19 protein-coding genes, 2 tRNA genes, 3 rRNA genes, 1 pseudogene and 1 riboswitch are annotated in these 26527 nt (G+C 67.3%); of the genes and pseudogenes, 18 read left to right on the top strand and 7 right to left on the bottom strand.

Features of this window, described 5'->3' with window-relative positions; all coding sequences use genetic code 11:
• Positions 1 to 244: 244 nt before the first annotated feature.
• From FHU36_RS30860 to FHU36_RS30850, 3 genes are all read right to left on the bottom strand, one after another.
• A complete protein-coding gene (locus FHU36_RS30860) occupies positions 245 to 1201 on the bottom strand; it encodes a coiled-coil domain-containing protein (RefSeq protein ID WP_185087260.1) in 957 nt (318 codons plus the stop codon).
• Positions 1202 to 1206: 5 nt separating this feature from the next.
• Positions 1207 to 1345, bottom strand: a riboswitch (cyclic di-AMP (ydaO/yuaA leader).
• Between the two features lie 71 nt (positions 1346 to 1416).
• Complete coding sequence (gene galT / locus FHU36_RS30855; RefSeq protein WP_185087259.1) at positions 1417 to 2496, bottom strand: galactose-1-phosphate uridylyltransferase; 1080 nt, start codon at positions 2494 to 2496, stop codon at positions 1417 to 1419.
• Positions 2493 to 3272 (bottom strand): DeoR/GlpR family DNA-binding transcription regulator, encoded by a 780-nt coding sequence (locus tag FHU36_RS30850; RefSeq protein WP_185087258.1) that lies wholly within the window; start codon positions 3270 to 3272, stop codon positions 2493 to 2495. The genes galT and FHU36_RS30850 overlap by 4 nt, the downstream gene beginning before the upstream one ends.
• Before the next feature lie 142 nt (positions 3273 to 3414).
• Between FHU36_RS30850 and FHU36_RS46945 the strand changes: the two genes are divergently transcribed.
• Positions 3415 to 3492: a 50S ribosomal protein bL37 gene (locus FHU36_RS46945; protein ID WP_371825749.1), complete on the top strand. Its 78-nt coding sequence runs from the start codon at positions 3415 to 3417 to the stop codon at positions 3490 to 3492.
• Positions 3493 to 3621: 129 nt separating this feature from the next.
• On the opposite strand, the pseudogene FHU36_RS30845 reads toward FHU36_RS46945, so the two are convergent.
• From FHU36_RS30845 to FHU36_RS30835, 3 genes and pseudogenes are all read right to left on the bottom strand, one after another.
• Positions 3622 to 4941 (bottom strand): annotated as a pseudogene (locus tag FHU36_RS30845) (TrpB-like pyridoxal phosphate-dependent enzyme); the annotation flags it as partial.
• A gap of 40 nt (positions 4942 to 4981) precedes the next feature.
• Positions 4982 to 5608, bottom strand: a complete 627-nt coding sequence (locus tag FHU36_RS30840; RefSeq protein ID WP_185087256.1) for a nucleoside/nucleotide kinase family protein — start codon at positions 5606 to 5608, stop codon at positions 4982 to 4984.
• A 340-nt stretch (positions 5609 to 5948) separates the two neighbouring features.
• Positions 5949 to 6019 (bottom strand) — tRNA-Gly (locus tag FHU36_RS30835).
• 88 nt (positions 6020 to 6107) lie between these two features.
• Between FHU36_RS30835 and FHU36_RS30830 the strand changes: the two genes are divergently transcribed.
• Together FHU36_RS30830 and FHU36_RS30825 are read left to right on the top strand one after the other, a co-directional pair.
• Positions 6108 to 6181, top strand: a tRNA-Pro gene (locus FHU36_RS30830).
• A 127-nt stretch (positions 6182 to 6308) separates the two neighbouring features.
• Entirely contained in the window at positions 6309 to 6761 is a 453-nt protein-coding gene (locus tag FHU36_RS30825; protein ID WP_185087255.1) for a group II truncated hemoglobin, read from the top strand.
• An 82-nt stretch (positions 6762 to 6843) separates the two neighbouring features.
• Here the strand turns inward: FHU36_RS30825 and FHU36_RS30820 are convergent, their stop codons facing one another.
• On the bottom strand, positions 6844 to 7305 hold the full coding sequence (locus FHU36_RS30820; RefSeq protein ID WP_246502612.1) for an ATP-binding protein: 462 nt from the start codon (positions 7303 to 7305) through the stop codon (positions 6844 to 6846).
• A gap of 245 nt (positions 7306 to 7550) precedes the next feature.
• Here FHU36_RS30820 and FHU36_RS30815 point away from each other — a divergent pair, with 245 nt between their 5' ends.
• The 15 genes from FHU36_RS30815 to ndk all read left to right on the top strand — a co-directional run bounded on the left by FHU36_RS30815 (position 7551) and on the right by ndk (position 26432).
• Positions 7551 to 8417: a Sco1979 family transcriptional regulator gene (locus tag FHU36_RS30815; protein WP_185087253.1), complete on the top strand. Its 867-nt coding sequence runs from the start codon at positions 7551 to 7553 to the stop codon at positions 8415 to 8417.
• Positions 8418 to 8585: 168 nt separating this feature from the next.
• Entirely contained in the window at positions 8586 to 9980 is a 1395-nt protein-coding gene (tig, locus tag FHU36_RS30810) for a trigger factor (protein ID WP_185087252.1), read from the top strand.
• A gap of 179 nt (positions 9981 to 10159) precedes the next feature.
• Positions 10160 to 10669 (top strand): cation:proton antiporter domain-containing protein, encoded by a 510-nt coding sequence (locus tag FHU36_RS30805; protein ID WP_185087251.1) that lies wholly within the window; start codon positions 10160 to 10162, stop codon positions 10667 to 10669.
• A gap of 75 nt (positions 10670 to 10744) precedes the next feature.
• Entirely contained in the window at positions 10745 to 10969 is a 225-nt protein-coding gene (locus FHU36_RS30800; protein ID WP_185087250.1) for a hypothetical protein, read from the top strand.
• Positions 10970 to 11124: 155 nt separating this feature from the next.
• Positions 11125 to 11757: a ClpP family protease gene (locus tag FHU36_RS30795; RefSeq protein WP_101787333.1), complete on the top strand. Its 633-nt coding sequence runs from the start codon at positions 11125 to 11127 to the stop codon at positions 11755 to 11757.
• A gap of 11 nt (positions 11758 to 11768) precedes the next feature.
• Positions 11769 to 12392 (top strand): ATP-dependent Clp protease proteolytic subunit, encoded by a 624-nt coding sequence (locus FHU36_RS30790; RefSeq protein WP_185087249.1) that lies wholly within the window; start codon positions 11769 to 11771, stop codon positions 12390 to 12392.
• 174 nt (positions 12393 to 12566) lie between these two features.
• A complete protein-coding gene (clpX, locus tag FHU36_RS30785; protein ID WP_185087248.1) occupies positions 12567 to 13850 on the top strand; it encodes an ATP-dependent Clp protease ATP-binding subunit ClpX in 1284 nt (427 codons plus the stop codon).
• A 96-nt stretch (positions 13851 to 13946) separates the two neighbouring features.
• Positions 13947 to 16520 carry a valine--tRNA ligase gene (locus FHU36_RS30780; protein WP_185087247.1) on the top strand — a complete coding sequence of 858 codons (2574 nt, stop codon included), beginning with the start codon at positions 13947 to 13949 and terminating at the stop codon, positions 16518 to 16520.
• A gap of 400 nt (positions 16521 to 16920) precedes the next feature.
• Positions 16921 to 18442: ribosomal RNA gene (locus tag FHU36_RS30775) — 16S ribosomal RNA — on the top strand.
• A 372-nt stretch (positions 18443 to 18814) separates the two neighbouring features.
• A 23S ribosomal RNA gene (locus tag FHU36_RS30770) occupies positions 18815 to 21919 on the top strand.
• 145 nt (positions 21920 to 22064) lie between these two features.
• Positions 22065 to 22181: ribosomal RNA gene (gene rrf, locus FHU36_RS30765) — 5S ribosomal RNA — on the top strand.
• Together the 16S, 23S and 5S rRNA genes form the textbook arrangement of a ribosomal RNA operon.
• Before the next feature lie 138 nt (positions 22182 to 22319).
• Positions 22320 to 23609 carry a bifunctional folylpolyglutamate synthase/dihydrofolate synthase gene (locus FHU36_RS30760; protein ID WP_185087750.1) on the top strand — a complete coding sequence of 430 codons (1290 nt, stop codon included), beginning with the start codon at positions 22320 to 22322 and terminating at the stop codon, positions 23607 to 23609.
• Entirely contained in the window at positions 23609 to 23950 is a 342-nt protein-coding gene (locus FHU36_RS30755) for a DUF4233 domain-containing protein (protein ID WP_221496631.1), read from the top strand. Before FHU36_RS30760 ends, FHU36_RS30755 begins: the two co-directional genes overlap by 1 nt.
• Positions 23951 to 23961: 11 nt before the next feature.
• Entirely contained in the window at positions 23962 to 25800 is a 1839-nt protein-coding gene (locus FHU36_RS30750; protein ID WP_185087246.1) for a hypothetical protein, read from the top strand.
• Positions 25801 to 26021: 221 nt separating this feature from the next.
• Entirely contained in the window at positions 26022 to 26432 is a 411-nt protein-coding gene (gene ndk, locus FHU36_RS30745) for a nucleoside-diphosphate kinase (RefSeq protein ID WP_185087245.1), read from the top strand.
• Positions 26433 to 26527 lie beyond the last annotated feature (95 nt).

The following is a 26527-nucleotide window of genomic DNA, read 5'->3' as shown; positions in this document are numbered from 1 at the left end:
CGTCCGGCTGCGGCGCAGACAGCCTCGAACTCTTCGCGCCCGATCTGCGCGGCTTGGTCTGCGTTCTGCCGGCCTTCGAGGCTGCCCTCTGCCAGGACACCATGGCGGCGTTCGTGGGACTGGAGGGCAGCAAGGTGGGAAGTGGCAGGCGGACGGCCGCGCATCAACGCGCAGGACGACCTCATGACCAGCTCAAACGCCTTCGTCAAGGCAGCGAATAGCTCATCGGATGCTATTCGCCCCTTCAGTACATCGAGATGTGCACGTGGTCGAAGTGGTTCTCGGTGATGCTGCCCCGATTGGCCATGGGGCTCCAGCCCGAGCCGTGGTTGATGCGCTGCTTCCAGATCACGTACTTGACCCCGAGCTTCGCCTTGTTCTCCACGGCCCACGCGGCGACGCGGTCGCCCAGCGCCTGGTTGCCGGCCGACGGCATGCTGCCGCCCGTGCTCATCATGAAGTCGCAGGCCCGGCCCAGCGGATGCTCGCCGCTCGAACCCGAGCGGAAACAGCCGACCGTGAACGGCAACGCGAAGTTCCGCTTGATCAGCTCACGCATCGCCCGCGTGCGGGCCGTGATGTTGTCGGAGCCGGACGGCAGCTGCGGTGCCCAGGTCCCGTTCGAGCGGCGGCCGGTGCTGACGGGGATGAGGTCCTCGAGCTTGTCCTCGATGTCGACGATGACGTCCTCGGCCTCTTCGCGCTGCCCGGCCACGGTCGTCGTGTCGGTGCGGATCTTGGCGGCGAGGGCGGCGGCCTCCTCGGCGGCCTTCTTCTTCTCGTCGCGGACGGCGGCGAAACCGTCGACCACCGCCTGCTGCTCGGCCAAGAGCTGCTCCAGCACCGCGGCGCCCGCACCGGTGACCGGGAGCAGGAACGTCGGCAACGACTGGTCGCCGCTCTGGTAGCGCAACTGCGCGATCTCGACGACCTTCTTCTCGGCCTCCGCCAGGGCCTTCTCGGCGGTGGTGAGCCGCTTCTGGGCGACCTTGGCGGCCTGCTGGGCCTTGGCCAGCTCGACCCGCTTGAGGTTGTACTTCTTGATGAGGCCGTCGACCTTGGAGTTGAGTTGCTTCAGTTCCGAGCGGAGCTTGGTCTCGTCTGGCTTGGGCTTGGCCAGCGCGGGGGCCGCCGGGCTGGAGGCCACGACAGCGGCGATGGTGAGACCGATGGCAAGACGCGCGGGGGACGCAGCCGCCACGTAGGTTTTCCTCTCCCTCTTGCCGACCGGGTTAGCTGACGGGTTCGGGAGGGAGTAGCTTCCCTACCACAGGCGTGGATTCACCCCAGGTGCTTGGGTCCCCGGCTCGCGGGCGACGCGCCCGAGATTAGGCTTTGGTGCACCGGCCGTTCCGGCCGGTGCGAAAGGGACATTAACAGTAAATCGATGGTCACGCGAGCCCAAGTAGCAACCAATTAGTGATCTACCTGTGATCGAAGCATGCGTGCCGCCTCCTCCGGCAGCACGTCGTTGACGAACGCGCCCATCGCCGACTCCGAGCCGGCCAGATACTTGAGCTTGCCGGGCGCGCGCCTGATGCTGAACAGCTCCAGGTGAAGATAGCCCAGGTCACGCTGCTCGCGCACCGGTGCCTGGTGCCAGGCCGCGATGTACGGCATGACGACGCCGAACAGGCCGTCGAACGCCCGCAGCACCGAGGTGTAGAGCGGGGCGAACGCGGCCCGTTCGGCCTCCGACAGCGCCGCGAGGTCGGGCACCTGCCGGTGCGGGTAGAGATGCACCTCGAACGGCCAGCGCGCCGCTGCGGGCACGAAGGCCGTCCACAGCTCGTTGGCCGCCACCACCCGCGCCCCCGCACGCTCGGCCGCCAGCACGTCGGCGAACAGGTTGCGGCCGTCGTGCGCGGCGGCGTAGCGGGCGGCGGCGCCCAGCTGGAGTTTGGTCCGCGGCGTCACGTAGGGGTAGGCGTAGATCTGCCCGTGCGGGTGGGTCAGCGTGATGCCGATCTCCTCGCCGCGGTTCTCGAAGCAGAAGACCTGCTCCACGCCGTCGATCGCGGACAGCTCCGCCGTACGGTCGGCCCAGGCCTCCATGACCAGCTCGACCTGGTCGTCGCTCAGGCGCGAGAACGACGAGGAGTGGTCGGAGGTGAAGCACACCACCTCGCACCGCCCCACGCCCGGACGCACCTCGCTCAGCCCGCCCGCCTCGGCGTAGGTCCCGAGGTTGCCGGAGAAGGAGGGGAAGCGGTTCTCGAACACCACCACGTCGTACTCGTGCGCGGGGATCTCCGACAGACGCGTGTCGGTCGACGGGCACAGCGGGCACTCGTCGGCCGGCGGCATGAACGTGCGCGTCTGCCGGTGCCCGGCGATCGCGATCCACTCCTCGGTCAGCGGGTCGTAGCGCAGCTCCGAGGCCACCGGCCGGGGATCGAGCGGCCGGCGGTCGATCGCGCCGCGGTCGGCGTCGTCCCGGCGGTCGAAGTAGATGAGCTCCCGGCCGTCGGCCAGATGGGTGATGGTGCGCTTCACGGCGACCCTTCCGCGATGATCAGTTCGCCGGCCCGTTCGGCCAGCTCCAAACGTGCGTCCTCGGGCAGTCCCGCGTCGCTCACGACCACGTCCGCCTCGGTGAGTTCGGCGATCGTGCTGATGCCGACGGTGTTCCATTTCGTGTGGTCGGCCGGGACCACCAACCGCCGCGCCGCGCCAACCAGTTCCCGGTCGGTCTCCGACTCCAGCAGGTTGGGCGTGGTGAACCCGGCCCGCACGCTCATCCCGTGCACCCCGAGGAACAGGGTGTCCACGTGCAGGCGCCGGATCGCGGCGACCGCGACGGGGCCCACGAGCGCGTCGGACGGGGTGCGCACGCCACCGGTGAGCACCACCGTGCGGTCGGCCCGCGGGTTGCGGTGGAAGACATCGGCGACGGGCACCGAATTGGTGATCACCGTCAGCTCGGGCACGCCGACCAGGTGGTGGGCGAGCGCCCAGGTGGTGGTGCCGGCCGACAGCGCCACAGCGGTGCCGGGCTCGACGAGCCGCGCGGCGCGCCGCGCGATGGCCTCCTTCTCGGGCTGCTGGCGGGCCGACTTGGCGGTGAAGCCCGGCTCCTCCGTGGACCCGGGGCCGAGGGCCGTGGCGCCGCCGTGCACCTTGGCGAGCAGGCCCCGCTCTGCGAGGACCTCGAGATCGCGGCGGATCGTCATGTCGGAGACCCCGAGCTCCCGCACGAGGTCGGCCACCCGCACGCCGCCGTTGCTGCGGACGCGCTCGAGGATCGCCTGCTGCCGCTGCTGTGCCAGCACGTCCCCGCTCCTCCCAACAGATTCCACCAAATTATGACATGCAAATGTTGGGGAATGTTAGATACGGGGTGTCGCTTGTGTCACGACCGGAGACGAGAGACCTTGGGGAGGCATGTGGAACCCGACCGGTGAGGGAGATGCCATGGCAAAGCGCGCGCGCAAAGGCAAGGCCCGCAAGAAGAAGAAGGCCAACCACGGCAAGCGCCCCACGGCGCGCTGACCGCGCGGGCGCCCGCGGCGGCCTCCTCCCGCCCACCACGGGTGTCCATCTGGGACTGCCCACCACGGGCGTCCACGACGGGCGTCCACGACGGGCCGTCCGCCACGGGCGCTGTCGCGCTCGCCGGCGTCAGCCGGGCAGGGTCGTCAGGGCCTCGTCGATGCGCTCCTGCGGCAGCGCGAAGTCCTCCATCGCGCCCGACAGATAGCGGTCGTAGGCGGCCAGGTCGAAGTGGCCGTGGCCGCACAGCGCGGTCAGGATCACCTTCGGCTCGCCCGTCTCCTTGCAGCGCAGTGCCTCGGCGATGGTCTCGGCCAGCGCGTGCGTCGGCTCGGGTGCGGGCAGGATGCCCTCGGTACGGGCGAACCGCACCCCCGCCTCGAAGCACTCCGACTGCGACTTGCTGACCGCCTCGAACATGCCCAGCTCGTACATGTGTGACAGCAGCGGCGACATGCCGTGGTAGCGCAGGCCGCCCGCGTGGATCGGGTCGGGCACGAAGTCGTGGCCGAGTGTGTGCATCTTCAGCAGCGGCGTCAGCCCGGCGGTGTCGCCGAAGTCGTAGGCGTAGACGCCCCTGGTGAACGTCGGGCACGCCGCGGGCTCGACCGCGCGGATCACCGGGTCGATCCGCCCCGCCAGCTTCTCCCGCAGGAACGGGAAGACGAGGCCGCCGAAGTTGGACCCGCCCCCGGTGCACCCGATGATCACGTCGGGCACCTCCGTCAACTGCCGGAGCGCCTCCTCGCCGATCACCGTCTGGTGCAGCAGCACGTGGTTGAGCACCGAGCCGAGCGCGTATCGCACGTCGGAGCCGGCGGCGGCCATCTCGACCGCCTCGCTGATGGCGATGCCGAGGCTGCCGGTGGAGCCGGGATCGTCGGCGAGCACCTTGCTGCCCGCGGCCGTCACCGGTGACGGGCTGGCGTGCACGGTCGCGCCGTAGACCCGCATGAGCGAGCGGCGGTAGGGCTTCTGGTCATAGGAGGCCCGGACCATCCAGATCTCGCAGTCCAGGCCGAACTGCGCGCACGCGAAGGCCAGCGCGCTGCCCCACTGCCCGGCGCCGGTCTCGGTGGTCAGCTTGCGCACGCCGTCGCGTGCGTTGTAGAACGCCTGCGGGACGGCGGTGTTGGGCTTGTGCGACCCGGCGGGGGAGCCGCCCTCGTACTTGTAGTAGATCCTGGCGGGGGTGCCGAGCGCCCGCTCCAGCCGGCGGGCGCGCAGCAGCGGCGTCGGCCGCCACATCCGATAGACGTCGAGCACCTCCTGCGGGATCGCGACGAACCGCTCGGTGCTCACCTCCTGCCCGATCAGCTCCATCGGGAAGAGCGGCGCCAGGTCCTCGGGCCCCACGGGCTGCCGCGTGCCGGGGTGGAGTGGCGGCGGAGGCGGGACGGGCAGATCGGGGACGATGTTGTACCAGTGGCTGGGAAGCGTCATTGCACCAGTCTGCGCGCGTGATTGGCGCGTTCCAAGCCCGCCGCCGTCAACCGCTCACCTGGAGCGCCGGGTGTCCTGGGCGGTCGGCGCGCACGACGACGTCGGCGCTCTGTCCCGGCCGCGCCTCGCGCTCGTAGCGCGCGTACGCGGGCAACCGCCACCGCTCCTCCTCGCCGGTCCCGCGCGCCAGCGCCGCCTCCGACAGCCACAGGTGGACGCTCATGTCGAACGGCAGGCCCCTGCCCAGCAGCAGCGTCCCGTCCAGCAGCAGCACCCCGCCCTCGGGCAGCGACCGGTACGGCAGGCGGTAGGCCCGGTCGGCCACACTGTCCCACAGCGCCGGCAGCACCCGGCCCGAGCCGCCGGGTCCCAGGGGGTCGAGGACTTCCCTGCGCAGGCCGCCGACATCGAGCCAGTCGTAGAACGCCTCGGGATCCGTCCGGCCGTACTCCAGCCGCAGCGAGGCCGGCCGCAGGAAGTCGGCGGCGGACACCCGCACGACGGGGCGGCCGCGCAGCTTCAACGGCCCCACCAACTCGTCGGCCAGCCACCCGGGCCGGCTGGGCGGCGCGCCGTCCACAGCCACCCGCACCCGTCCCGTACGCGGCCGGGCGTCGATCCGCTCGGCCAGCTCCCGCACCAGGGCCTCGGGCGAGATCGGTCGTACACGCATCGCCCCCGAGCCTACTGCCCGCCCGATCCCGGGCGTTCGCACGATGACCGAAGGCGCACCCGGCTCGACGCAGCGCGGTGACGGCGGGCGACCACCGCTTCCCGGGGCCGAGGCCGTCGCCTTGGGGACGACCGGGGCCCGCCACGCCACGAGGCAGGCCGCCCCCCGCAGCGGCCTGCCGACACGATGCCTGCGTCACCCTTGCTACGGCGAGGCGTCCATCCCGCGGAGCCTGCGCCGAGAACGATCGAGCCCCAGCGGACACGAAGATCGGACGACTCGGGCGAAGATCACGAAGGCCAGGTCACCCATACGGGTTGACCTGGCCTTTCGCTGTGAGAGCGGACGACGGGAATCGAACCCGCGTAGCTAGTTTGGAAGACTAGGGCTCTACCATTGAGCTACGTCCGCACGAACCGGTCGAAGACTGGTCTAGACTTCATCCGTCGTCAGGGCGTAAGCGTACCGGAGTTGCGGAGCGCGTGCGCACCCGGCGAGACGGGGCGTGGCGCAGCTTGGCAGCGCGCTTGCTTTGGGAGCAAGAAGTCGCAGGTTCAAATCCTGTCGCCCCGACTGTGTGATGTCTCAGGACATCGGAAACCCTCGAACCTCCGGGTCCGGGGGTTTCGCCTTCCCGCCGCTGCCCACGCGCCGCGAACCCGACCTGGACATCCCCGCGATCGTCCATGACCGTGAGGGCATGACCAGTCTGTACGCGCACGCAGGCGGCGACGAGGCGTTACACCGGCTCGAGGAGATCCTCTACACGAAGGTCCTCGAGGATCCCCTGCTCGGCCAGTTGTTCACGGAGCGTCGCGCCACCCACGTCGATCACCTGACCTGGTTCACGGCCGAGTCCTTCGGCGGCCCCGACCGTTTCACCCGCGAGGTGGGTTTCGACCACGTCATCCGGGTGCACCGCCATCTCGACATCACCGACGAGCAGCGCGAGCGTTTCGTCGAGCTGTACATGGAGTCCCTCGACGAGGCGGGGCTGCCCGGCGACGAGCCGTTTCGCGAGGCGGTGCGCGAGCACCTGGAGTTCGGCTCGCGGGTGGCCCAGCAGAACTCCCGCGCCGCCACCGACGGGGAGCTGCACCCGCTGCGCGACGTCCCGATGTGGACGTGGAAGGGGGGCGACGAGATGGACTAACTCCCACGCCTGTGGCGGCATGACAGAGGACGTGACAGAGGAGAGGCCTTGGACCTGTCCGTGGGCGTGCCGTGCCCCGCGGTCACGGTCCGGCGTGGAAGAGGGCCCAGACGGCCTTGCCGCCGCTGTCCAGCGGGTCCCAGCCCCAGCGCTGGCTGTACGTCTCGACGATGTACAGGCCGCGCCCGTTCTCGGAGACGAAGTCGGGCTCCTTGGGGGTCGGCATCTCGTCGCTCGGGTCGGCCACGGCCAGCAGCACGTGCGGGGCCACCCGCATCAGCAGCAGCTTGATGCCCCGTCGGCCGCCGGCGTACATCGCGTACCGGACCGCGTTCGTCACCAGCTCGGAGACCACCAGGGCCGCGTCGTCGCCCAGCTCCGTCAGGCCCCAGTCGGCCAGCGTCGAGCGGGTGACGTCCCGTGCCGTCTTGACCGAGTCGGCCTGGAAGGGCAGGGGATAGGAGGTGGTGTACGGCTTGTCGGCCGTCAGCAGGTGGTCGAAGCCCACCTCGCGGGTGATCTGCAGGCAGTCGGCAGTGGCCAAGGGGTCCTCCACCATCCCGCCGATACCTCCTGCAGCCGTCGATTTGGTGCATGTATGGCCAAAATGCACTAGACCATCATGGGACACGACTCCGTGCTGCTGCAAGACCCAAATGCACGTGCACCTGCAATGTGCACCCACAGGATTGGTACCGGCCGGGCTATCCGTTTCGGACACGTGGTTGAGACCTTGTCATACACGTCGGTCTGGTGTCACTGTGTGTGCGGACCGCGATAGGAGGAAGAGTGACGCAGAACCAGCCGGGTTCCGGCCCTACGGCGCTGCGCATTCTCCTGGGCTCCCAACTGCGCCGGCTCAGGGAGGCGAAGGGCGTCACCCGCGAGGAGGCGGGCCACCTCATCAGGGGGTCGGAGTCCAAGATCAGCCGTATGGAGCTCGGCCGCGTCGGCTTCAAGGAGCGCGACGTCTCCGACCTGCTGACGCTCTACGGAGTCGTCGACGAACAGGCGCGCGAGGCCGTCATCGCCCTGGTGGGCAAGGCCAACGAGCCCGGCTGGTGGCATCGGTTCAACGACGTCCTGCCGACGTGGTTCCAGGCGTACGTGGGCCTGGAGGAGGCCGCGGCGCGCATCAGGACGTACGAGGTGCAGTTCGTGCCCGGACTGCTGCAGACCAAGGAGTACGCCCGCGCGGTCGTCACCGCCGGGTCGGCCGGCATCTCCTCCGACGAGATCGCCCGCAGGGTCGACCTGCGCCTGGAGCGCCAGCGGGTCCTCGACCGGCCCGACGGCCCCTTCTTCTGGGCCGTCATCGACGAGGCGGCGCTGCGGCGTCCCATCGGCGGCGCCGAGGTGATGCGCGCCCAACTGGAGCATCTCGCCGACCTGATGCGCCAGCCGAACATCACGATCCAGATCATGCCGTTCAGCTTCGGCGGCCACAGCGCCGAGGGCGGCGCCTTCAGCATCCTGCGTTTCCCCGACCGCGAGCTGCCGGACGTGGTGTACGTCGAGCAGCTTGCCAGTGCCCTTTACCTGGACAAACGTGAGGACGTGGACAAATACACCGTGGTGATGGAACGGCTGTGCGCCGTGAGCACCACCCCGGACGAGACGGTCGAGTTGCTGCGCGCCATCGCCGACGAGTTCTGAGCGTCGTGGCGTCGCTGTCGGGTATGCATCTGCCCTAGACTGGCCATCGGCGCTCGGATCCCGCCGCGGCGGAGCATGCCCCAGCGCCGCTCATGTGGGCGCGGCGCGTGAGCCGTACCGAATGGACGCGCCCGCGATCACTCGAAGCATGATCAAGGAGACCACCCCGTGAAGACCGCTGTCGAGGAGCTCAGCCCGACTCGGGTGAAGCTCACTGTCGAGGTGCCGTTCGACGAGCTGCGCCCGAGCATGGATGCGGCGTACAAGAAGGTCGCGCAGCAGGTGCGCGTCCCCGGGTTCCGCCCTGGCAAGGTCCCGGCCCGCATCATCGAGCAGCGCTTCGGCCGGGCTGTGGTGCTGGAGGAGACCCTCAACGACGCGGTGCCCAAGCTCTACGGCCAGGCCGTCGACGAGGTCGACGTGTTCCCGGTCAGCCAGCCCGACATCGAGGTCACCAAGATCGACGACGGTGAGCAGATCGAGTTCACCGCCGAGGTCGACATCAGGCCCAACTTCGACGTTCCCGACTACCAGGGCGCCGAGATCACGGTCGACTCCGCCGAGGTGTCCGACGCCGACGTCGACAAGCAGCTCGACGCGCTGCGCCAGCGCTTCGCCACGCTGACGGGCGTGGAGCGCCCGGCCGCCGACGGCGACTTCGTCGTCATGGACCTGCGTGCCGAGATCGACGGCAAGAACATCGAGGAGCAGCAGGCCAACGAGGTCTCCTACGAGGTCGGCGCCGGCTCCGTGCTCCAGGGCCTCGACGACGCCCTGCGCGGCATGTCCGCGGGCGAGGAGAAGAGCTTCCGGACCGAGCTCGTCGGTGGTGAGAACGCCGGCGAGGAGGCCGACGTGGTCATCAACGTCAAGTCGGTCAAGGAGAAGGTCCTGCCCGAGCTCGACGACGAGTTCGCGCAGCTCGCCAGCGAGTTCGACACGCTGGAGGAGCTCCAGGCCAGCATCCGCGAGCAGTCCCGCCGCAACAAGCTGATCGACCAGGTCGTCCAGGCCCGCGACAAGGCCCTCGACACGCTGCTCGAGAAGATCGACATTCCGCTCCCCGAGAGCGCGCTCAACACCGAGATCGACGCGCGCAAGCACAACCTGGAGCACCAGATCGCCGAGAGCGGCCTGAGCCGCGACGCCTTCTTCCGTCTCTACCAGACGACGGAGGAGGAGCGCTTCGCCGAGTTCGAGACCAGCGCCGCCAAGGCCATCAAGGTCGGCTTCGTCCTCGACAAGATCGTCAAGGCCGAGGAGCTCGGCGTCGACGAGCAGGAGCTGACCAACTTCGTCGTCCGCCGCGCCATGGAGATGGGCGTCCAGCCCAACCAGCTGGCCCAGCACCTGGCCGACAACGACCAGCTCACGCTCGCCATGGTCGAGATCGTGCGTGACAAGGCCAAGTCCGTGCTCGGCGACGCCGCCAAGGTCGTCGACAGCGAGGGCAACGAGGTCGACCTCAAGGCCATCTACGCCGAGCTCAACGGCGAGGAGGTCGTCGAGGAGCCGGCCGAGGAGTCCGGCGACAAGCCCGCCGGCGACAAGCCCGAGGCCTGACCGTTTTTCTTTTTCTTTACGAAACCCCCGATCCATTGCGGATCGGGGGTTTCGTTCCTTTCTGGGCGTGAGGCGGCCATGGCGGACCACCTCTTCATCGTCATCATGTCCGGGGGTCTGGTCCTCGCGGTCTCGAGCCTGCTCGCGCGGCATCCGCACGTGCGGGCGCCGAGCCGCTCGTGCCGTTCGGCGCCGCGCCGAGCTTCATGCCGACGACGGACCAGATCAACCTGCCGTCCGACGTGGTGCTCGGCGTCTTCCTGCCGCCGCTGCTCCGCCACGCCGCCTTCCTGAGCGCTCCGCGCGAGAGCCGCCAGGACGCCGGCCCGATCCTCGCCCTCGCAGTCGGGCTCACCTGGGTGACCGCCGTGAGCGTCATGGCCACGCTGAGCCTCGCCGTACCCGGACTCCCGTGGGCGGCGGCCCTGGCACTCGGCGTGGCCGTGGCACGTCCTACCGACGCCGTCTCCGCCACGTCGGTGCCCCAGCGTGTAGGCGACCCCCGGCGCCTCGTCACCATCCTGGAAGGCGAGAGCCTGGTCAACGACGGCGCGGCGCTCACCCTCGTCGCCGTCGCCGTCGCGGTCGTCGCCGGCGAGATGCCAGTCGCCGACGGCGTCGTGGACCTGCTGCGCATCGTCTGCTGCGGCATCCTGCACGGCCTGGTGGTGGCCTGGCCGCGATCGTGACCGGGTTCGTGCTCGCCATCCGCTTCCGCGGCGTGCTCCAGCCCGCATCCAGGCTGCCCGGCCAGGTGTTCCGGGTTGCCGGGGTCGATCCTGTTCGTGGTGCTCGGCCTGCAGATCCCCGGCGTCGTCCGCGAGGTGTGCGACCGGCTGTGGCCGCCGCCGGCGCCGGCGGCCGTGGTGATCGGTCTGTGGCTCGCCCGGACGACCCTGGTGCTCCCGCTCCCGCTCGCGCTGCGCGCCCGGCCGAGGGCGTCCTGCGGGCACGATCGGGGCCGACACGATGCGCAGGTTGGACCTTGAGCTCGGCGTGGAGGAGCGCCGCTGGGTCGCCGGGGGCGCCTGACCCTCACCTGCGCCGAAAGCGAACAGTCTGCGGACCGGGCATGACCTGTGGGCGGCGCGCGTTAAGGTCACAAGCAAAGCCAATCGATTACGACGCATCGGAAGGTGACGCTGTGACCAGCCCGCCGACCTTCTATCAGCCTGAGTCGCGAGGCCGTGAGAACGGCTCGTCCTTCCGGCTTGAGGACCAGCTCTACCAGCGCCTGCTGCGTGAGCGCATCATCGTGCTCGGGCAGGAGGTCAACGACGAGATCGCCAACCGCATCTGCGCGGAGTTGTTGCTCCTTGCGGCCGACGACCCCGACCGCGACATCACGCTCTACATCAACTCGCCGGGTGGCTCGGTGAGCGCCGGCATGGCGATCTACGACATGATGGAATACGTCCCCAACGACGTGTCCACGGTCGTGATGGGCATGGCGGCCTCGATGGGGCAGTTCCTGCTCACCGCGGGCACCAAGGGCAAGCGTTACGGCCTGCCGCACGCGCGGGTCATGATGCACCAGCCCTCGGGCGGCATCGGCGGCACCGCCGCCGACATCGCCATCCAGGCCGAGCAGATGCTTTACGTGAAGAAGACCTTGGCCGAGCGGATCGCCTTCCACACGGGGCAGCCGCTCGAGCAGATCGAGGCGGATTCCGACCGCGACCGCTGGTTCACGGCCGACGAGGCCAAGGACTACGGCTTCATCGACCACGTCGTGCGCAGCGCGCGGCAGGTGCCCTCGCAGGGCCCCGTCTCCTAGGGGGAGCTGAAGTGAACATCGAAAGCCGCTACGTTCTCCCCTCCTTCGTCGAGCGCACGTCCTATGGCGTGAAGGAGATGAACCCGTACAACAAGCTCTTCGAGGACCGCATCATCTTCCTCGGAGTGCAGATCGACGACGCGTCGGCCAACGACGTCATGGCCCAGTTGCTGACGCTGGAGTCGCTCGACCCCGACCGTGACATCAGCATCTACATCAACTCGCCGGGTGGCTCCTTCACGGCCATGACGGCGATCTACGACACGATGCAGTTCGTCCGGCCGGAGATCCAGACCGTCTGCCTTGGCCAGGCCGCCTCCGCCGCGGCCGTGCTGCTGGCCGGCGGCACCCCGGGCAAGCGGTTCGCGCTGCCCAACGCCCGGGTCCTGATCCACCAGCCCTCCACCGAGGGCGGCGGCCAGGGAAGCGACATCGAGATCCAGGCCCGCGAGATTCTTCGCATGCGCGATCTCCTCGAGGAGATCGTGGCGAAGCACTCCGGCAAGGCCGCCGCTGAGGTCCGCAAGGACATCGAACGCGACAAAATTCTCAACGCGGACGAGGCGAAGGCGTATGGTCTGATCGACGACATCATCCCGTCGCGGAAGAAGCGTGCTCAGGCGGTTGCTTCCTGACGAGATGTGACGCACCGGAGCGCTGCCCAAGAGGGCACGTTCCGGTGCGACTCGCCGCCAGGGGGCTCACTGAGGGCCCAGAAGACGGTAACGTCGAAACCTGAGCGGTTCGGACCGGGTCCGAAGGACACGGATCGCGGCAGCAGGGCGGTCCCACGCAAAGGAGTATCTGGGGTGGCACGCATCGGCGACGGGGGAGACCTGCTGAAGTGCTCTTTCTGCGGGAAGAGCCAGAAGCAAGTCAAGAAGCTCATTGCCGGTCCAGGCGTCTACATCTGCGATGAGTGCATCGATCTCTGCAACGAGATCATCGAGGAGGAGCTCTCCGAGTCCTCCGAGCTCAAGTGGGACAACCTGCCCAAGCCGAGGGAGATCTACGAGTTCCTCGACGCCTACGTCATCGGTCAGGACAAGGCGAAGAAGGCGCTCTCGGTGGCGGTCTACAACCACTACAAGCGGGTGCAGTCCGGCGACCGGGGCAGAGACGACGGCCTTGAGCTGGCCAAGAGCAACATCCTGCTGCTGGGCCCCACGGGCTCCGGCAAGACGCTGCTCGCGCAGACGCTGGCGAAGATGCTCAACGTGCCCTTCGCCATCGCCGACGCCACCGCCCTCACCGAGGCGGGCTACGTCGGCGAGGACGTCGAGAACATCCTGCTCAAGCTGATCCAGGCCGCCGACTACGACGTCAAGAAGGCCGAGACCGGCATCATCTACATCGACGAGGTCGACAAGATCGCCCGCAAGAGCGAGAATCCGTCGATCACCCGCGACGTCTCCGGTGAGGGCGTCCAGCAGGCGCTGCTGAAGATCCTGGAGGGCACGACCGCGAGCGTCCCGCCGCAGGGCGGCCGCAAGCACCCGCACCAGGAGTTCATCCAGATCGACACCACCAACGTGCTCTTCATCTGCGGCGGTGCGTTCGCCGGCCTCGAGAAGATCATCGAGTCCCGGGTCGGCAAGAAGGGCATCGGCTTCAACGCCATCATCCGGTCCAAGGAGGAGGTCGACACCGTCGACATCTTCTCCGACGTGATGCCCGAGGACCTGCTCAAGTTCGGCATGATCCCCGAGTTCGTCGGCCGGCTGCCGGTCATCACCTCGGTGCACAACCTCGACCGCGAGGCGCTCGTCCAGATCCTCACCGAGCCGCGCAACGCGCTGGTCAAGCAGTACCGCAAGCTCCTGGAGCTCGACGGCGTGGAGCTGGAGTTCACCGACGACGCGCTCGAGGCCATCGCCGACCAGGCGATCCTGCGCGGCACCGGCGCCCGCGGCCTGCGCGCGATCCTGGAGGAGGTGCTCCAGTCCGTGATGTACGAGGTGCCCTCCCGCAAGGACGTGGCCAGGGTCGTCATCACCCGCGAATCGGTGCTGGAACACGCGATCCCGACGCTCGTGCCGCGCGACCAGCTCGCCGTCAAGCAGCAGCGCACGCCGCGCGAGAAGTCGGCCTGACCCCGCGCGGTCCCGCGCCGGCAGGGTCCTGAGCCCGCAGAGCAGACGCCCCACGGTGACAATCGTGGGGCGTTCCGCTTTCGGGCGTCCCTAGAATTGGTCACTGTGACAACGCCTGAGCTGCCTACCCAGTACACCCCGGCCGACGTCGAGACCCGGAGCTACGAGCGCTGGGAATCCGCGGGCTACCTCCACGCCGACGCCGGCAGCTCGCGCGCGCCGTTCAGCATCGTCCTCCCGCCGCCGAACGTGACAGGCGTCCTGCACATCGGCCATGCGCTCGACCACTCCATCCAGGACGCGCTGACCCGCCGCGCCCGCATGCAGGGCCGCGAGGCACTCTGGCTGCCCGGCATGGACCATGCCGGCATCGCCACCCAGAACGTCGTGGAGCGAGAGCTCGCCAAGCAGGGCCTGTCCCGCCACGACCTGGGCCGCGAGGCGTTCGTGCAGCGCGTGTGGGAGTGGAAGGAGGAGTCGGGCGGCAAGATCCTCGGCCAGATGCGCAAGCTCGGCGACAGCGTCGACTGGCAGCGCGAGCGCTTCACCATGGACGAGGGGCTGTCCCGGGCGGTCCACACCATCTTCAAGCGGCTCTTCGACGACGGTCTCATCTACCGCGCCGAACGCATCATCAACTGGTGCCCCCGTTGCCTGACCGCGCTGTCCGACATCGAGGTCGAGCACAGCGAGGACGAGGGCGAGCTCGTCTCGATCCGCTACTCCGACGAGATCGTGGTGGCGACCACCCGCGCCGAGACGATGCTCGGCGACACGGCCGTGGCCGTCCACCCCTCCGACGAGCGCTACGCCCACCTGGTCGGCACCCTCGTCGAGGTGCCGCTCACCGGCCGCATGATCCCTGTGGTCGCCGACGAGCACGTCGATCCCACGTTCGGCACCGGCGCCGTCAAGGTCACCCCGGCTCACGACCCCAACGACTTCGAGATCGGCCGGCGCCACTCGCTGCCGTCGCTGACGGTCATGGACGAGCGTGGCGTCATCACCGCGCACGGGCCGTTCCAGGGGCTCGACCGCCTCGAGGCGCGGCCGGCTGTGGTGGCCGCGCTGCGCGCCGATGGCCGCATCGTGGCCGAGAAGCGCCCCTACCTTCATTCGGTCGGTCACTGCTCGCGATGCAAGACCGTGGTGGAGCCGCGGTTGTCGCTGCAGTGGTTCGTCAACGTGACGCCGCTGGCCAAGGCGGCGGGCGACGCCGTGCGCGACGGGCGCACCCGCATCCACCCGCCGGAGCTGGCCAAGCGCTACTTCGACTGGGTCGACGACATGCACGACTGGTGCATCTCGCGCCAGCTGTGGTGGGGCCACCGCATCCCGGTCTGGTATGGGCCTGACGGCGAGGTCGTCTGCGTGGGTCCCGACGAGGCGCCGCCGGCGGGCTACACGCAGGACCCCGACGTGCTCGACACCTGGTTCTCCTCGGGGTTGTGGCCCTTCTCCACGCTGGGCTGGCCCGAGGCCACGCCGGAGCTGGCGCGGTTCTACCCGACGTCGGTGCTGGTGACCGGCTACGACATCCTGTTCTTCTGGGTGGCCCGGATGATGATGTTCGGGCTGTACGCGATGGACGGCGAGCCGCCGTTCCGCGTGGTCGCGCTGCACGGCATGGTCCGCGACCAGTACGGCAAGAAGATGTCCAAGTCATTCGGCAACGTGGTCGACCCGCTCGACTGGATCGACCGTTACGGCGCCGACGCGACCCGCTTCACGCTGCTGCGGGGCGCCAACCCCGGTGCCGACGTGGCGGTCAGCGAGGAGTGGGCCGCCGGCTCGCGCAATTTCTGCAACAAGATCTGGAACGCCACCCGCTTCGCGCTGATGAACGGCGCCACGGTCGGTTCCCTCGACGGGCTGCCGCTGACCGCCGCTGACCGGTGGATCCTGTCCCGGCTGCAGAGCGTGATCTCGGCGGCCGACACGGCTCTGGAGGAGTTCGAGTTCGCCAAGGCGTCCGACCTGCTCTACCACTTCGCGTGGGACGAGGTGTGCGACTGGTACCTCGAGCTGGCCAAGATCCAGCTGGGGGAGGGACTGGAGCACACCCGGCTCGTGCTCGGGCACGTGCTCGACGCCTTGCTGCGGCTGCTGCATCCGCTCGTGCCGTTCGTCACCGAAGAGCTGTGGCGGGCCGTGACAGGCCGCGAGTCCGTCGTCGTGGCACCCTGGCCGGTGCCTGACGCGCGCTACGTCGACCACGACGCGGAGGCGGAGATCGCGGCGCTGCAGGAGTTGGTGACCGAGGTGCGCAGGTTCCGGTCGGACCAGGGGCTCAAGCCCGGTCAGAAGGTGACCGCGCGGCTCGCCCTGGCCGGCACCACGCTGGCGCGACACGAGGGGGCGGTGCGCTCCCTCCTGCGCCTGACGGAGCCGTCGGAGACGTTCTCCGCGACGGCGCGGCTGGTCGTGGGCGGAGTGGCCGTCGAGATCGACACCGCCGGAGCCATCGACGTGGCCGCCGAGCGCAAGCGGCTGGAGAAGGACCTGGCCGCCGCGCGCAAGGAGGCCGCCCAGGTGGCCGCCAAGCTGGGCAACGAGCAGTTCATGTCCAAGGCGCCCGAGGACGTGGTGACCAAGGTCAGGGGGCGGGCCGACCAGGCCGCCGCCGACATCGAGCGGCTCGAGGCGCAACTCGCCGCTCTCGGTGTTTGAGCCTCCCCTCGCGGGGAATGCTCATTCGTTACCGAAGACGGACTCTGGACCCCGCAGGGGCTGCTACAGTTTTCCACGCGGGGCCGGTCGGCCCTCAACTTCCACCGATGGACCCCGATCTTCGGGCCGCGTCTACCTGCAAAAGTGGACAAGCGCCGGATGTTCGGGTAAGTTGGGGGAGTTGCCCCAAAGCGGGGTAGGTCCGGAAGATGCCGGATCGGGCGGTTTGACAAGAATCGCCCGGACCTGCTAAGATGGACGAGATGAAATGTGCGCCTCTCTGAGGTTCTGGGGAGTACGCGTCCGTTTCTTGAGAACTCAACAGTGTGTTAAAAGCCAGTGCATGATGCACAACCCCGTCATTTCGGTGACGGATTCCTTTTATAGCTAGATCAGACCTTTTTTGGAGAGTTTGATCCTGGCTCAGGACGAACGCTGGCGGCGTGCTTAACACATGCAAGTCGAGCGGAAAGGCCCTTCGGGGTACTCGAGCGGCGAACGGGTGAGTAACACGTGAGTAACCTGCCCCTGACTCTGGGATAAGCCCGGGAAACTGGGTCTAATACCGGATACGACCGGCTCTCGCATGAGATGCTGGTGGAAAGTCTTTTCGGTTGGGGATGGACTCGCGGCCTATCAGCTTGTTGGTGGGGTAGTGGCCTACCAAGGCGACGACGGGTAGCCGGCCTGAGAGGGCGACCGGCCACACTGGGACTGAGACACGGCCCAGACTCCTACGGGAGGCAGCAGTGGGGAATATTGCGCAATGGGCGAAAGCCTGACGCAGCGACGCCGCGTGGGGGATGACGGCCTTCGGGTTGTAAACCTCTTTCAGCAGGGACGAAGTTGACGTGTACCTGCAGAAGAAGCGCCGGCTAACTACGTGCCAGCAGCCGCGGTAATACGTAGGGCGCAAGCGTTGTCCGGAATTATTGGGCGTAAAGAGCTCGTAGGTGGCTGGTCGCGTCTGCCGTGAAAGCCCGCAGCTTAACTGCGGGTCTGCGGTGGATACGGGCCGGCTAGAGGTAGGTAGGGGCAAGTGGAATTCCTGGTGTAGCGGTGAAATGCGCAGATATCAGGAGGAACACCGGTGGCGAAGGCGGCTTGCTGGGCCTTACCTGACGCTGAGGAGCGAAAGCGTGGGGAGCGAACAGGATTAGATACCCTGGTAGTCCACGCTGTAAACGTTGGGCGCTAGGTGTGGGGATCTTCCACGATCTCCGTGCCGGAGCTAACGCATTAAGCGCCCCGCCTGGGGAGTACGGCCGCAAGGCTAAAACTCAAAGGAATTGACGGGGGCCCGCACAAGCGGCGGAGCATGTTGCTTAATTCGACGCAACGCGAAGAACCTTACCAAGGTTTGACATCACCCGGAAAGCTTCAGAGATGGAGCCCTCTTCGGACTGGGTGACAGGTGGTGCATGGCTGTCGTCAGCTCGTGTCGTGAGATGTTGGGTTAAGTCCCGCAACGAGCGCAACCCTTGTTCCATGTTGCCAGCGGCGCCTTCGGGCGGCCGGGGACTCATGGGAGACTGCCGGGGTCAACTCGGAGGAAGGTGGGGATGACGTCAAGTCATCATGCCCCTTATGTCTTGGGCTGCAAACATGCTACAATGGCCGGTACAGAGGGCTGCTAAGCCGTGAGGCGGAGCGAATCCCTAAAAGCCGGTCTCAGTTCGGATTGGGGTCTGCAACTCGACCCCATGAAGTCGGAGTCGCTAGTAATCGCAGATCAGCAACGCTGCGGTGAATACGTTCCCGGGCCTTGTACACACCGCCCGTCACGTCACGAAAGTCGGCAACACCCGAAGCCCGTGGCCCAACCAGCTTGCTGGGGGGAGCGGTCGAAGGTGGGGCTGGCGATTGGGACGAAGTCGTAACAAGGTAGCCGTACCGGAAGGTGCGGCTGGATCACCTCCTTTCTAAGGAGCATCGATCAGGGTTCATCTCCTGGTCTACGTCGAGGTCGTGAGCGAACGTCTCACGCTCGGCAGCTCATTAGTGGAGCACTGGCTAGTCAACCAGGCTGGATCGCCTGCGGGTTGGTACCGCCTCTTTCGGGAGGAGTGGGAAGGCGCGTTGTGGGGGTTCTGGTTGGTTGAACACACTGTTGGGTCCTGAGGGAACGGACATGCGACGGGCCTGCTTCGGCGGGCTCGTGGTTTGTTGGTCCTCAGTCAGGGCCGGCCTCCTGTCATACCGTGTGCATCCTGTTGGGGTGTGCAGCTGGTGGTGGGGTGGGTTGGTCGCTGGTTGTTGTTTGAGATTTGCATAGTGGACGCGAGCATCTTTGTGGCCAAGTTTTTTAGGGCACACGGTGGATGCCTTGGCATCAGGAGCCGATGAAGGACGTGGGAGGCTGCGTTAAGCCTCGGGGAGTCGCCAACCAGACGTTGATCCGGGGATGTCCGAATGGGGAAACCTAGCACCAGTCATGTGGTGTTGCCTCCGCCTGAATGTATAGGGCGGTTGGTGGTAACGCGGGGAAGTGAAACATCTCAGTACCCGTAGGAAGAGAAAACAATAGTGATTCCGTGAGTAGTGGTGAGCGAAAGCGGATGAGGCTAAACCGGGCGTGTGTGATAGCCGGCAGGCGTTGCATGTTCGGGGTTGTGGGACCTCCTTTCAGTCTCTGCCGGGACTGTGAAGAGTGATAAATCTGTCTGATAGTTGAAGCCTCTGGGAAGGGGCGCCGTAGACCGTGAGAGCCGGGTAGGCGAAATCGGATGGACTCTTTGGGGTGTTCCCGAGTAGCACGGGGCTCGAGGAATCCTGTGTGAATCTGCCAGGACCACCTGGTAAGCCTAAATACTCCCTGATGACCGATAGTGCACGAGTACCGTGAGGGAAAGGTGAAAAGTGCCCCGGTGAGGGGTCGTGAAATAGTACCTGAAACCGTGTGCCTACAAGCCGTAGGAGCGTAGTCGTTCTTCGGAGCGGCTGTGATGTGACTGCGTGCCTTTTGAAGAATGAGCCTGCGAGTTATGGTGTGTGGCGAGGTTAACCCGTGTGGGGGAGCCGTAGCGAAAGCGAGTCTGAATAGGGCGTTTGAGTCGCATGCTGTAGACCCGAAGCGGAGTGATCTACGCATGGGCAGGTTGAAGCTCAGGTAAGACTGGGTGGAGGACCGAACCCACCAGGGTTGAAAACCTGGGGGATGACCTGTGTGTAGGGGTGAAAGGCCAATCAAACTCCGTGATAGCTGGTTCTCCCCGAAATGCATTTAGGTGCAGCGTTGCGTGTTTCTTGCCGGAGGTAGAGCACTGGATGGCCGATGGGCCCGACAAGGTTACTGACGTCAGCCAAACTCCGAATGCCGGTAAGTGAGAGCGTGGCAGTGAGACTGCGGGGGATAAGCTTCGTAGTCGAGAGGGAAACAGCCCAGATCACCGACTAAGGCCCCTAAGCGTGTGCTAAGTGGGAAAGGATGTGGAGTCGCAGAGACAACCAGGAGGTTGGCTTAGAAGCAGCCACCCTTGAAAGAGTGCGTAATAGCTCACTGGTCAAGTGATTCCGCGCCGACAATGTAGCGGGGCTCAAGTACACCGCCGAAGTCGTGGCACTCATCACCTTGTGTGGTGGGTGGGTAGGGGAGCGTCGTGCATCCGGTGAAGCCGCCGAGTGATCGAGTGGTGGAGGGTGTGCGAGTGAGAATGCAGGCATGAGTAGCGAATCGAGGGTGAGAAACCCTCGCGCCGGATGACCAAGGGTTCCTGGGGCAGGCTAATCCGCCCAGGGTAAGTCGGGACCTAAGGCGAGGCCGACAGGCGTAGTCGATGGACAACGGGTTGATATTCCCGTACCCGCTTCAACGCGCCCATATTGAACCTCGTGATGCTAAGAGTCCTTAAGCCAGCTGCTTCTTCGGAAGCGGTGTTAGGCTGAACGCTCGATCCGATCGGGTAGTAGGTAAGCGATGGGGTGACGCAGGAAGGTAGTCCAGCCCAGGCGATGGTTGTCCTGGGGTAAGCATGTAGCCCGTGTTGTAGGCAAATCCGCAACACTTGTGGGTGAGATGTGATGCCGAGCCGATTGTGGCGAAGTGGATGATCCTATGCTGCCGAGAAAAGCCTCTAGCGAGTGTTGTGGCGGCCCGTACCCTAAACCGACTCAGGTGGTCAGGTAGAGAATACTAAGGCGATCGGGTGAACTGTGGTTAAGGAACTCGGCAAATTGCCCCCGTAACTTCGGGAGAAGGGGGACCTCTGCTGGTGATAGGCCTTGCGCTTGGAGCTGGTGGGGGTCGCAGTGGCCAGGGGGAAGCGACTGTTTACTAAAAACACAGGTCCGTGCGAAGTCGTAAGACGATGTATACGGACTGACGCCTGCCCGGTGCCGGAACGTTAAGGGGACCGCTTAGCTGACTTCGGTTGGCGAAGGTGAGAACTTAAGCGCCGGTAAACGGCGGTGGTAACTATAACCATCCTAAGGTAGCGAAATTCCTTGTCGGGTAAGTTCCGACCTGCACGAATGGCGTAACGACTTCCCCGCTGTCTCAACCGCAGACCCGGCGAAATTGCATTACGAGTAAAGATGCTCGTTACGCGCAGCAGGACGGAAAGACCCCGGGACCTTCACTACAGCTTGACATTGGCGTTTGGAGCGTCTTGTGTAGGATAGGTGGGAGACTGGGAAGCTCGGACGCTAGTTCGGGTGGAGTCATTGGTGAAATACCACTCTGGTCGTTTTGAACGTCTAACTCTGGTCCGTGATCCGGATCGGGGACAGTGTCTGGTGGGTAGTTTAACTGGGGCGGTTGCCTCCTAAAGGGTAACGGAGGCGCCCAAAGGTTCCCTCAGCCTGGTTGGTAATCAGGTGTTGAGTGTAAGTGCACAAGGGAGCTTGACTGTGAGACTGACGGGTCGAGCAGGAGCGAAAGCTGGGACTAGTGATCCGGCATCGGCGTGTGGAAGCGGTGTCGCTCAACGGCTAAAAGGTACCCCGGGGATAACAGGCTGATCTTCCCCAAGAGTCCATATCGACGGGATGGTTTGGCACCTCGATGTCGGCTCGTCGCATCCTGGGGCTGGAGTAGGTCCCAAGGGTTGGGCTGTTCGCCCATTAAAGCGGTACGCGAGCTGGGTTTAGAACGTCGCGAGACAGTTCGGTCCCTATCCGCTGCGCGCGCAGGAGACTTGAAAGGGGCTGTCCCTAGTACGAGAGGACCGGGACGGACGAACCTCTGGTGTGCCAGTTGTACCGCCAGGTGCACGGCTGGTTGGCTACGTTCGGAAGGGATAACCGCTGAAAGCATCTAAGCGGGAAGCTCGCCTTGAGATGAGGTCTCCCACCACGTGAGTGGGTAAGGCTCCCGGTAGACGACCGGGTTGATAGGCCGGAGGTGGAAGCACGGTAACGTGTGGAGCTGACCGGTACTAATAGGCCGAGGACTTGACCACAAAGCATTGTTCGTGTCTGTGTGTGTGCTGCGCTCTGTTACTCTTCGCCGGGTCCGGAGCAGCGCTGCAGGCAGACCGTTCTTGCTCGCGTCCACTACGCAATTCTGAGACAGCAAACAGTTGTGTTTGTGTGGTCTCGTGGGGTTACGGCGGTTATGGCGGGAAGGAAACACCCGGTTACATTCCGAACCCGGAAGTTAAGCTTCTCAGCGCCGATGGTACTGCACTCGGGAGGGTGTGGGAGAGTAGGTCACCGCCGGACAATTTTTTGATTAGGGGGTCTCACCTTCGGGTGGGGCCCCTTTTTCTGTTTCTGCGCGATGCCCTGGGGCGGGACCGGACCGGTCCGGACGGTCAGTAGGGTTGAGGTGTGGACTATCGTGCGGTTGAACGCGCGATCATGGAGCGTGGCGTCGAGTGGGACTTCGAGCCGACGCTCGACAGGATCGCGGCTCTCATGGATCTGCTCGGCTCGCCGCAGCGGGCGTATCCGGTCATTCACATAGCCGGCACCAACGGCAAGACGAGCACGGCGCGGCTCACCGAGGCGCTGCTGAAGGAGCGCAACCTCCGGGTGGGGCGCTTCACCAGCCCTCATCTGGTCTCGATGCGCGAGCGCATCACCGTGGACGGTGAGCCGCTGAGCGAGGAACGGTTCGCGCAGGTCTACGAGGAGATCATCCCGTACGTCGAGCTGGCCGACACGCAGGGCCGCCGTATCCAGTTCTTCGAGCTGCTCACGGCCATGGCGTTCGCGGCGTTCGCCGACACCCCGATCGACGTCGCCGTCGTCGAGGCCGGTATGGGCGGGTCCTGGGACGCGACGAACGTCGCCGACGGCACCGTGTCCGTCATCACGCCCATCTCGCTCGACCACACCGACCGGCTCGGGCCCGACATCCCGAGCATCGCGGGGGAGAAGGCCGGCATCATCAAGCCGGGCGCCACCACCGTGCTCGCCCAGCAGGAGCTGGAGGCGGCCGAGGTGCTGATGCGCCGCGCCGCCGACGTCGGAGCCGTCGTCGCCCGTGAGGGGCTGGAGTTCGGCGTGCTCGCCCGCGAGGTCGCCATGGGCGGCCAGTTGCTGACGCTGCGCGGGCTCAAGGGCGTCTATGAGGACGTCTACGTCCCCCTCTACGGCGCTCACCAGGCGAGCAACGCCGTCACGGCGCTGGCCGCCGTCGAGGCGCTGACGGGCGGCGACGATCCGCTCGACGTCGACCTGGTGCGCCAGGCTTTCGCGCAGGCTTCATCGCCGGGACGCCTGGAGGTGGTGCGGCGCAACCCCACGGTGGTCGTCGACGCAGCGCACAATCCCGGTGGCATGCAGGCCACGATCGAGGCGCTGCACGAGGCGTTCGACTTCGCCAAGGTGATCGGCGTCGTCGCCGCGATGCGCGACAAGGACGTCGAAGGGCTGCTGGAGCTCCTGGAGCCCGTTCTCGAAGAGGTGATCGTCACCCGCAACTCCTCCCCGCGGTCGATGACCGCCGAGGAGCTCGCGGAGCTGGCCGGGCCGATCTTCGGGGAGGATCGCGTGCACGCCGTCGAACGGCTGGACGACGCCATCGACAGGGGCATCGCGGCCGCCGACGCCGAAGGGGAGTTCAGCGGCACGGGGGTGTTCATCACCGGCTCGGTGGTGACCGCGGGCGACGCCCGTCACCTGCTCAAGGCCGAGGGGGATTGATGAACTTCCAGGTCACGCCCGGCATGCGCAGGCTCGGCGCCAGCGTGCTCGGCATGGAGGCCGTCGTCGCCGCGCTGACCATCCCCGTCGCGATCGTCGTGGGCGGGGTGCAGCCGGCGCTGGCCGTGAGCGCCGGCGCCGGGCTCGCGGTGCTGTGCGTGGTCTCAGCCGGGCTGCTGAAGAAGCCCGTCGGCTACGTTCTCGGCAGTCTCGCGCAGGTGCTGGCGATCGTCACGGGGTTCCTGGTGCCCGCCATGTTCTTCCTGGGGGCGGTCTTCGCCGCACTGTGGATCACGGCGATATTCGTCGCTCGCCGTGTCGAGGGCGTGACTTCCCGCTAAAGTCGGCACACATGGCCGTCCCCCCGATTCAGCGGTCCCCGAACCAGACAGTCACGGGACCCGCCGAGAGCGCCAGGTTCCCCTGGCTGCTCGACACCGTGCTCGCGCTGCTCGTCGTTGCGGCGCTGCCCCTGGCGATCGTCTCGATCCCCAACACCGTCTCCGTCGTCGGAGACCTGCTGCCCGACGGGTTCGACCGGCTCGGCCTCATGCGCGCGCACGGTCTCGCCCTGCCGGCGATGATGCTGACCGTGCCGCTGGCGGCCGTGGCGCTGGGCCGGGCGAAGGCGCCCCACCTCGTGATCGCGGGTCTGCTGCTGCTCGCGCTGGCCGACGCCTCGGGCGGTTACGCCGGTTCGACGTTCCTCGTCGGCGTCATGCGCGTGCTCCACGGCATCGGCGCGGGCCTGCTCGTGCCCGCCACGCTGGTGGCCGTCTGGGAGCGCCCCCCGCTGCTGCGCGCCCTGTGGGCGGGGGTGCTGGCCCTCAGCCTCCTGGGCGCCCAGGCGCTGGCGCTGTGGCCGCTCGACGGTGTGAACGACTGGAAGGTCACGCTGCAGCCGTACCCGATGGTGAGCGGCATCGCGCTGGCCCTCGCCGCCGCGTACCTGGTCGTCTGGATGCTGCGCGACCGGCAGCCGGCCCCGCAGCCGCAGCCGAAGGAGCGCAGCCGCCTGCTGCTCGCGGCCGTGCCCGCCGCGGGCATCGCGGTCGTGGCCGTCAGCACCGCGAGCCAGGACTGGCAGGCCAACCTGGTGATCCTGGTGGCGGCGCTCGCCGTGGTGGCGCTGCTCGCGCTCGCGTCCGTCGGCACCGCCGAAGGGCGCACGCTCGCCTACGTCATGGTCGCCGTGGGCGTCGTGCTGCTGCCCAGCATCGCCCAGGTGACGTACGTCGAGATGGGCGGGCTCGGAGGGCCCGGCCTGAAGGGGTTGTGGCTCCCGTTCGGTGTCGCAGGGCTGCTGGCCGTGGCCGCCGCCGTGCTGGTGTGCCTGTTCGCACGAGACGGCGGCAGGTGGCTCACGTCGGTGGGCCTGCTGGCGATGGTGGTGGGGCTGTGTTCCGTGCGCGTCGTCGTGCCCGACCCCGACGGGCTGGTGCTGGTGGTGCCCTTCACGCTGCTCGCGGTGGGGGTAGCCGTCGCGCTCACGGCGGCGTTGCGCGCGGCCGGGTTCGGGGCGGCGCTGTTCGGCGTGACGCTGTGCTTCCCCGGGGTGCTCGCGGGCTACCTGCTGGGCACCGGGGTGCAGATGGCCTTGTTGCGAGGGGTCAGGTCGCCGCAGGAACTGGTGGACAGGTTCGTGGGTGCGTTGCACCTGTGGGCGTTGATCGGCGGGTTCGTCGTGGTGGCGGTCATCGTGCTCGCGGCGCTGATGGCCCGGCGTGGGTCCGCGATTGAGGGGCCCGTCCCGGGTCCGGGCGACGAGCCGGTGGCGCGGGTGGACCCGGCTGGAGGGGACAGGTCGGCCTCGGCGGCTGTGAGCAGCGGGGACGCGGCTGACGAGGACGACGCGGACGCGCCTGCCGTGACCGATGCGCCCAGCGTGCCTCGCGTGGTGTCGGTGGCCGGGGATCAGGAGATGCAGCGGGAGGAGTCCGGGCAGCGTGCGAAGGAGGAGCCGGCGAGGGCGGACGGTGCCGGACCGTCGGTGGACGACACCGGGCCCGTGCCGCGGGTTCCGTCAGGGCCGCCGCCCGCCCCGTCCGCGCCTCCGGCGCCGCCCGGGCTTCCCGCCGTGCCTCCGGCCGCGCCTCCGGCCGCGCCTCCGGCTTCGCCCGTGCCCCCGGGGCCGGCCGTACCACCGGTTCCGCCGCAGGCGGCCTCTCCTGAGGACACGGGCGCGGCGTAGCGGCGTCTCGCCCGCGGGGTGGTGGTGGACGGGCGGGGGCGCTCCAGAAGCGCCTGAGACGGCGCAAGCGGCCCGGCGGCCGGGGGGCGGTAAGCTGAGCCGCAGCTACGACGATCGAGGCGCTCCGAGCCGCAGAGCCGTTCGCGGCCGTCCGAGACGGAGACCCCCGGCGCGCGTAGCCGCATCCGCGACCCCCAGACCCGTTCAAAGGAGAACCTCACGTGTCCGAGCGCACTCTTGTCCTGATCAAGCCCGACGGGGTGAAGCGCGGCCTCATCGGTGACGTGATCGCCCGCGTGGAGCGCAAGGGCCTCAAGGTCGTGGCGATGGACCTGCGCACCCTCGACGGCGACACGGCCAAGGCCCACTACGCCGAGCACTCCGAGCGGCCGTTCTTCGGCGAGCTCGTCGAGTTCATCACCTCAGGTCCGCTCGTCGCCCTGGTGCTCGAGGGGCCGCGCGCCGTGGAGGCGTTCCGCGCGCTGGCCGGGCTCACCGACCCGGTGAAGTCGGCGCCGGGCACCATCCGCGGCGACCACGCCCTGGAGATCGGCGAGAACGTCGTCCACGGCTCCGACTCGCCCGAGTCCGCCGCCCGGGAGATCAAGATCTTCTTCCCGGACCGCTTCTAGTCTCCGGTCCGGTGCGCGGGTTCGCCCGCCGCGCCGCTTCCTGATGCCCGTCTGGCCCTACGTGCCGGGCGGGCATCATGCTTTAGTCCGCATTT

It is taken from the genome of Nonomuraea muscovyensis (genome assembly GCF_014207745.1).
Lineage (GTDB): Bacteria > Actinomycetota > Actinomycetes > Streptosporangiales > Streptosporangiaceae > Nonomuraea > Nonomuraea muscovyensis.
The sequence above is the reverse complement of the archived record's forward strand: the minus strand, read 5'-3'. Positions and strand labels throughout refer to the sequence as shown.

Bases quoted from the DNA above. Each gene is read 5' to 3' on its own strand.
- FHU36_RS46945 (WP_371825749.1), top strand. From the start codon at position 3,415: ATGGCAAAGCGCGCGCGCAAAGGCAAGGCCCGCAAGAAGAAGAAGGCC.
- FHU36_RS30840 (WP_185087256.1), bottom strand. From the start codon at position 5,608: ATGCGTGTACGACCGATCTCGCCCGAGGCCCTGGTGCGGGAGCTGGCC.
- FHU36_RS30825 (WP_185087255.1), top strand. From the start codon at position 6,309: ATGACCAGTCTGTACGCGCACGCAGGCGGCGACGAGGCGTTACACCGG.
- FHU36_RS30760 (WP_185087750.1), top strand. From the start codon at position 22,320: ATGGAGCGTGGCGTCGAGTGGGACTTCGAGCCGACGCTCGACAGGATC.
- FHU36_RS30755 (WP_221496631.1), top strand. From the start codon at position 23,609: ATGAACTTCCAGGTCACGCCCGGCATGCGCAGGCTCGGCGCCAGCGTG.
- FHU36_RS30750 (WP_185087246.1), top strand. From the start codon at position 23,962: ATGGCCGTCCCCCCGATTCAGCGGTCCCCGAACCAGACAGTCACGGGA.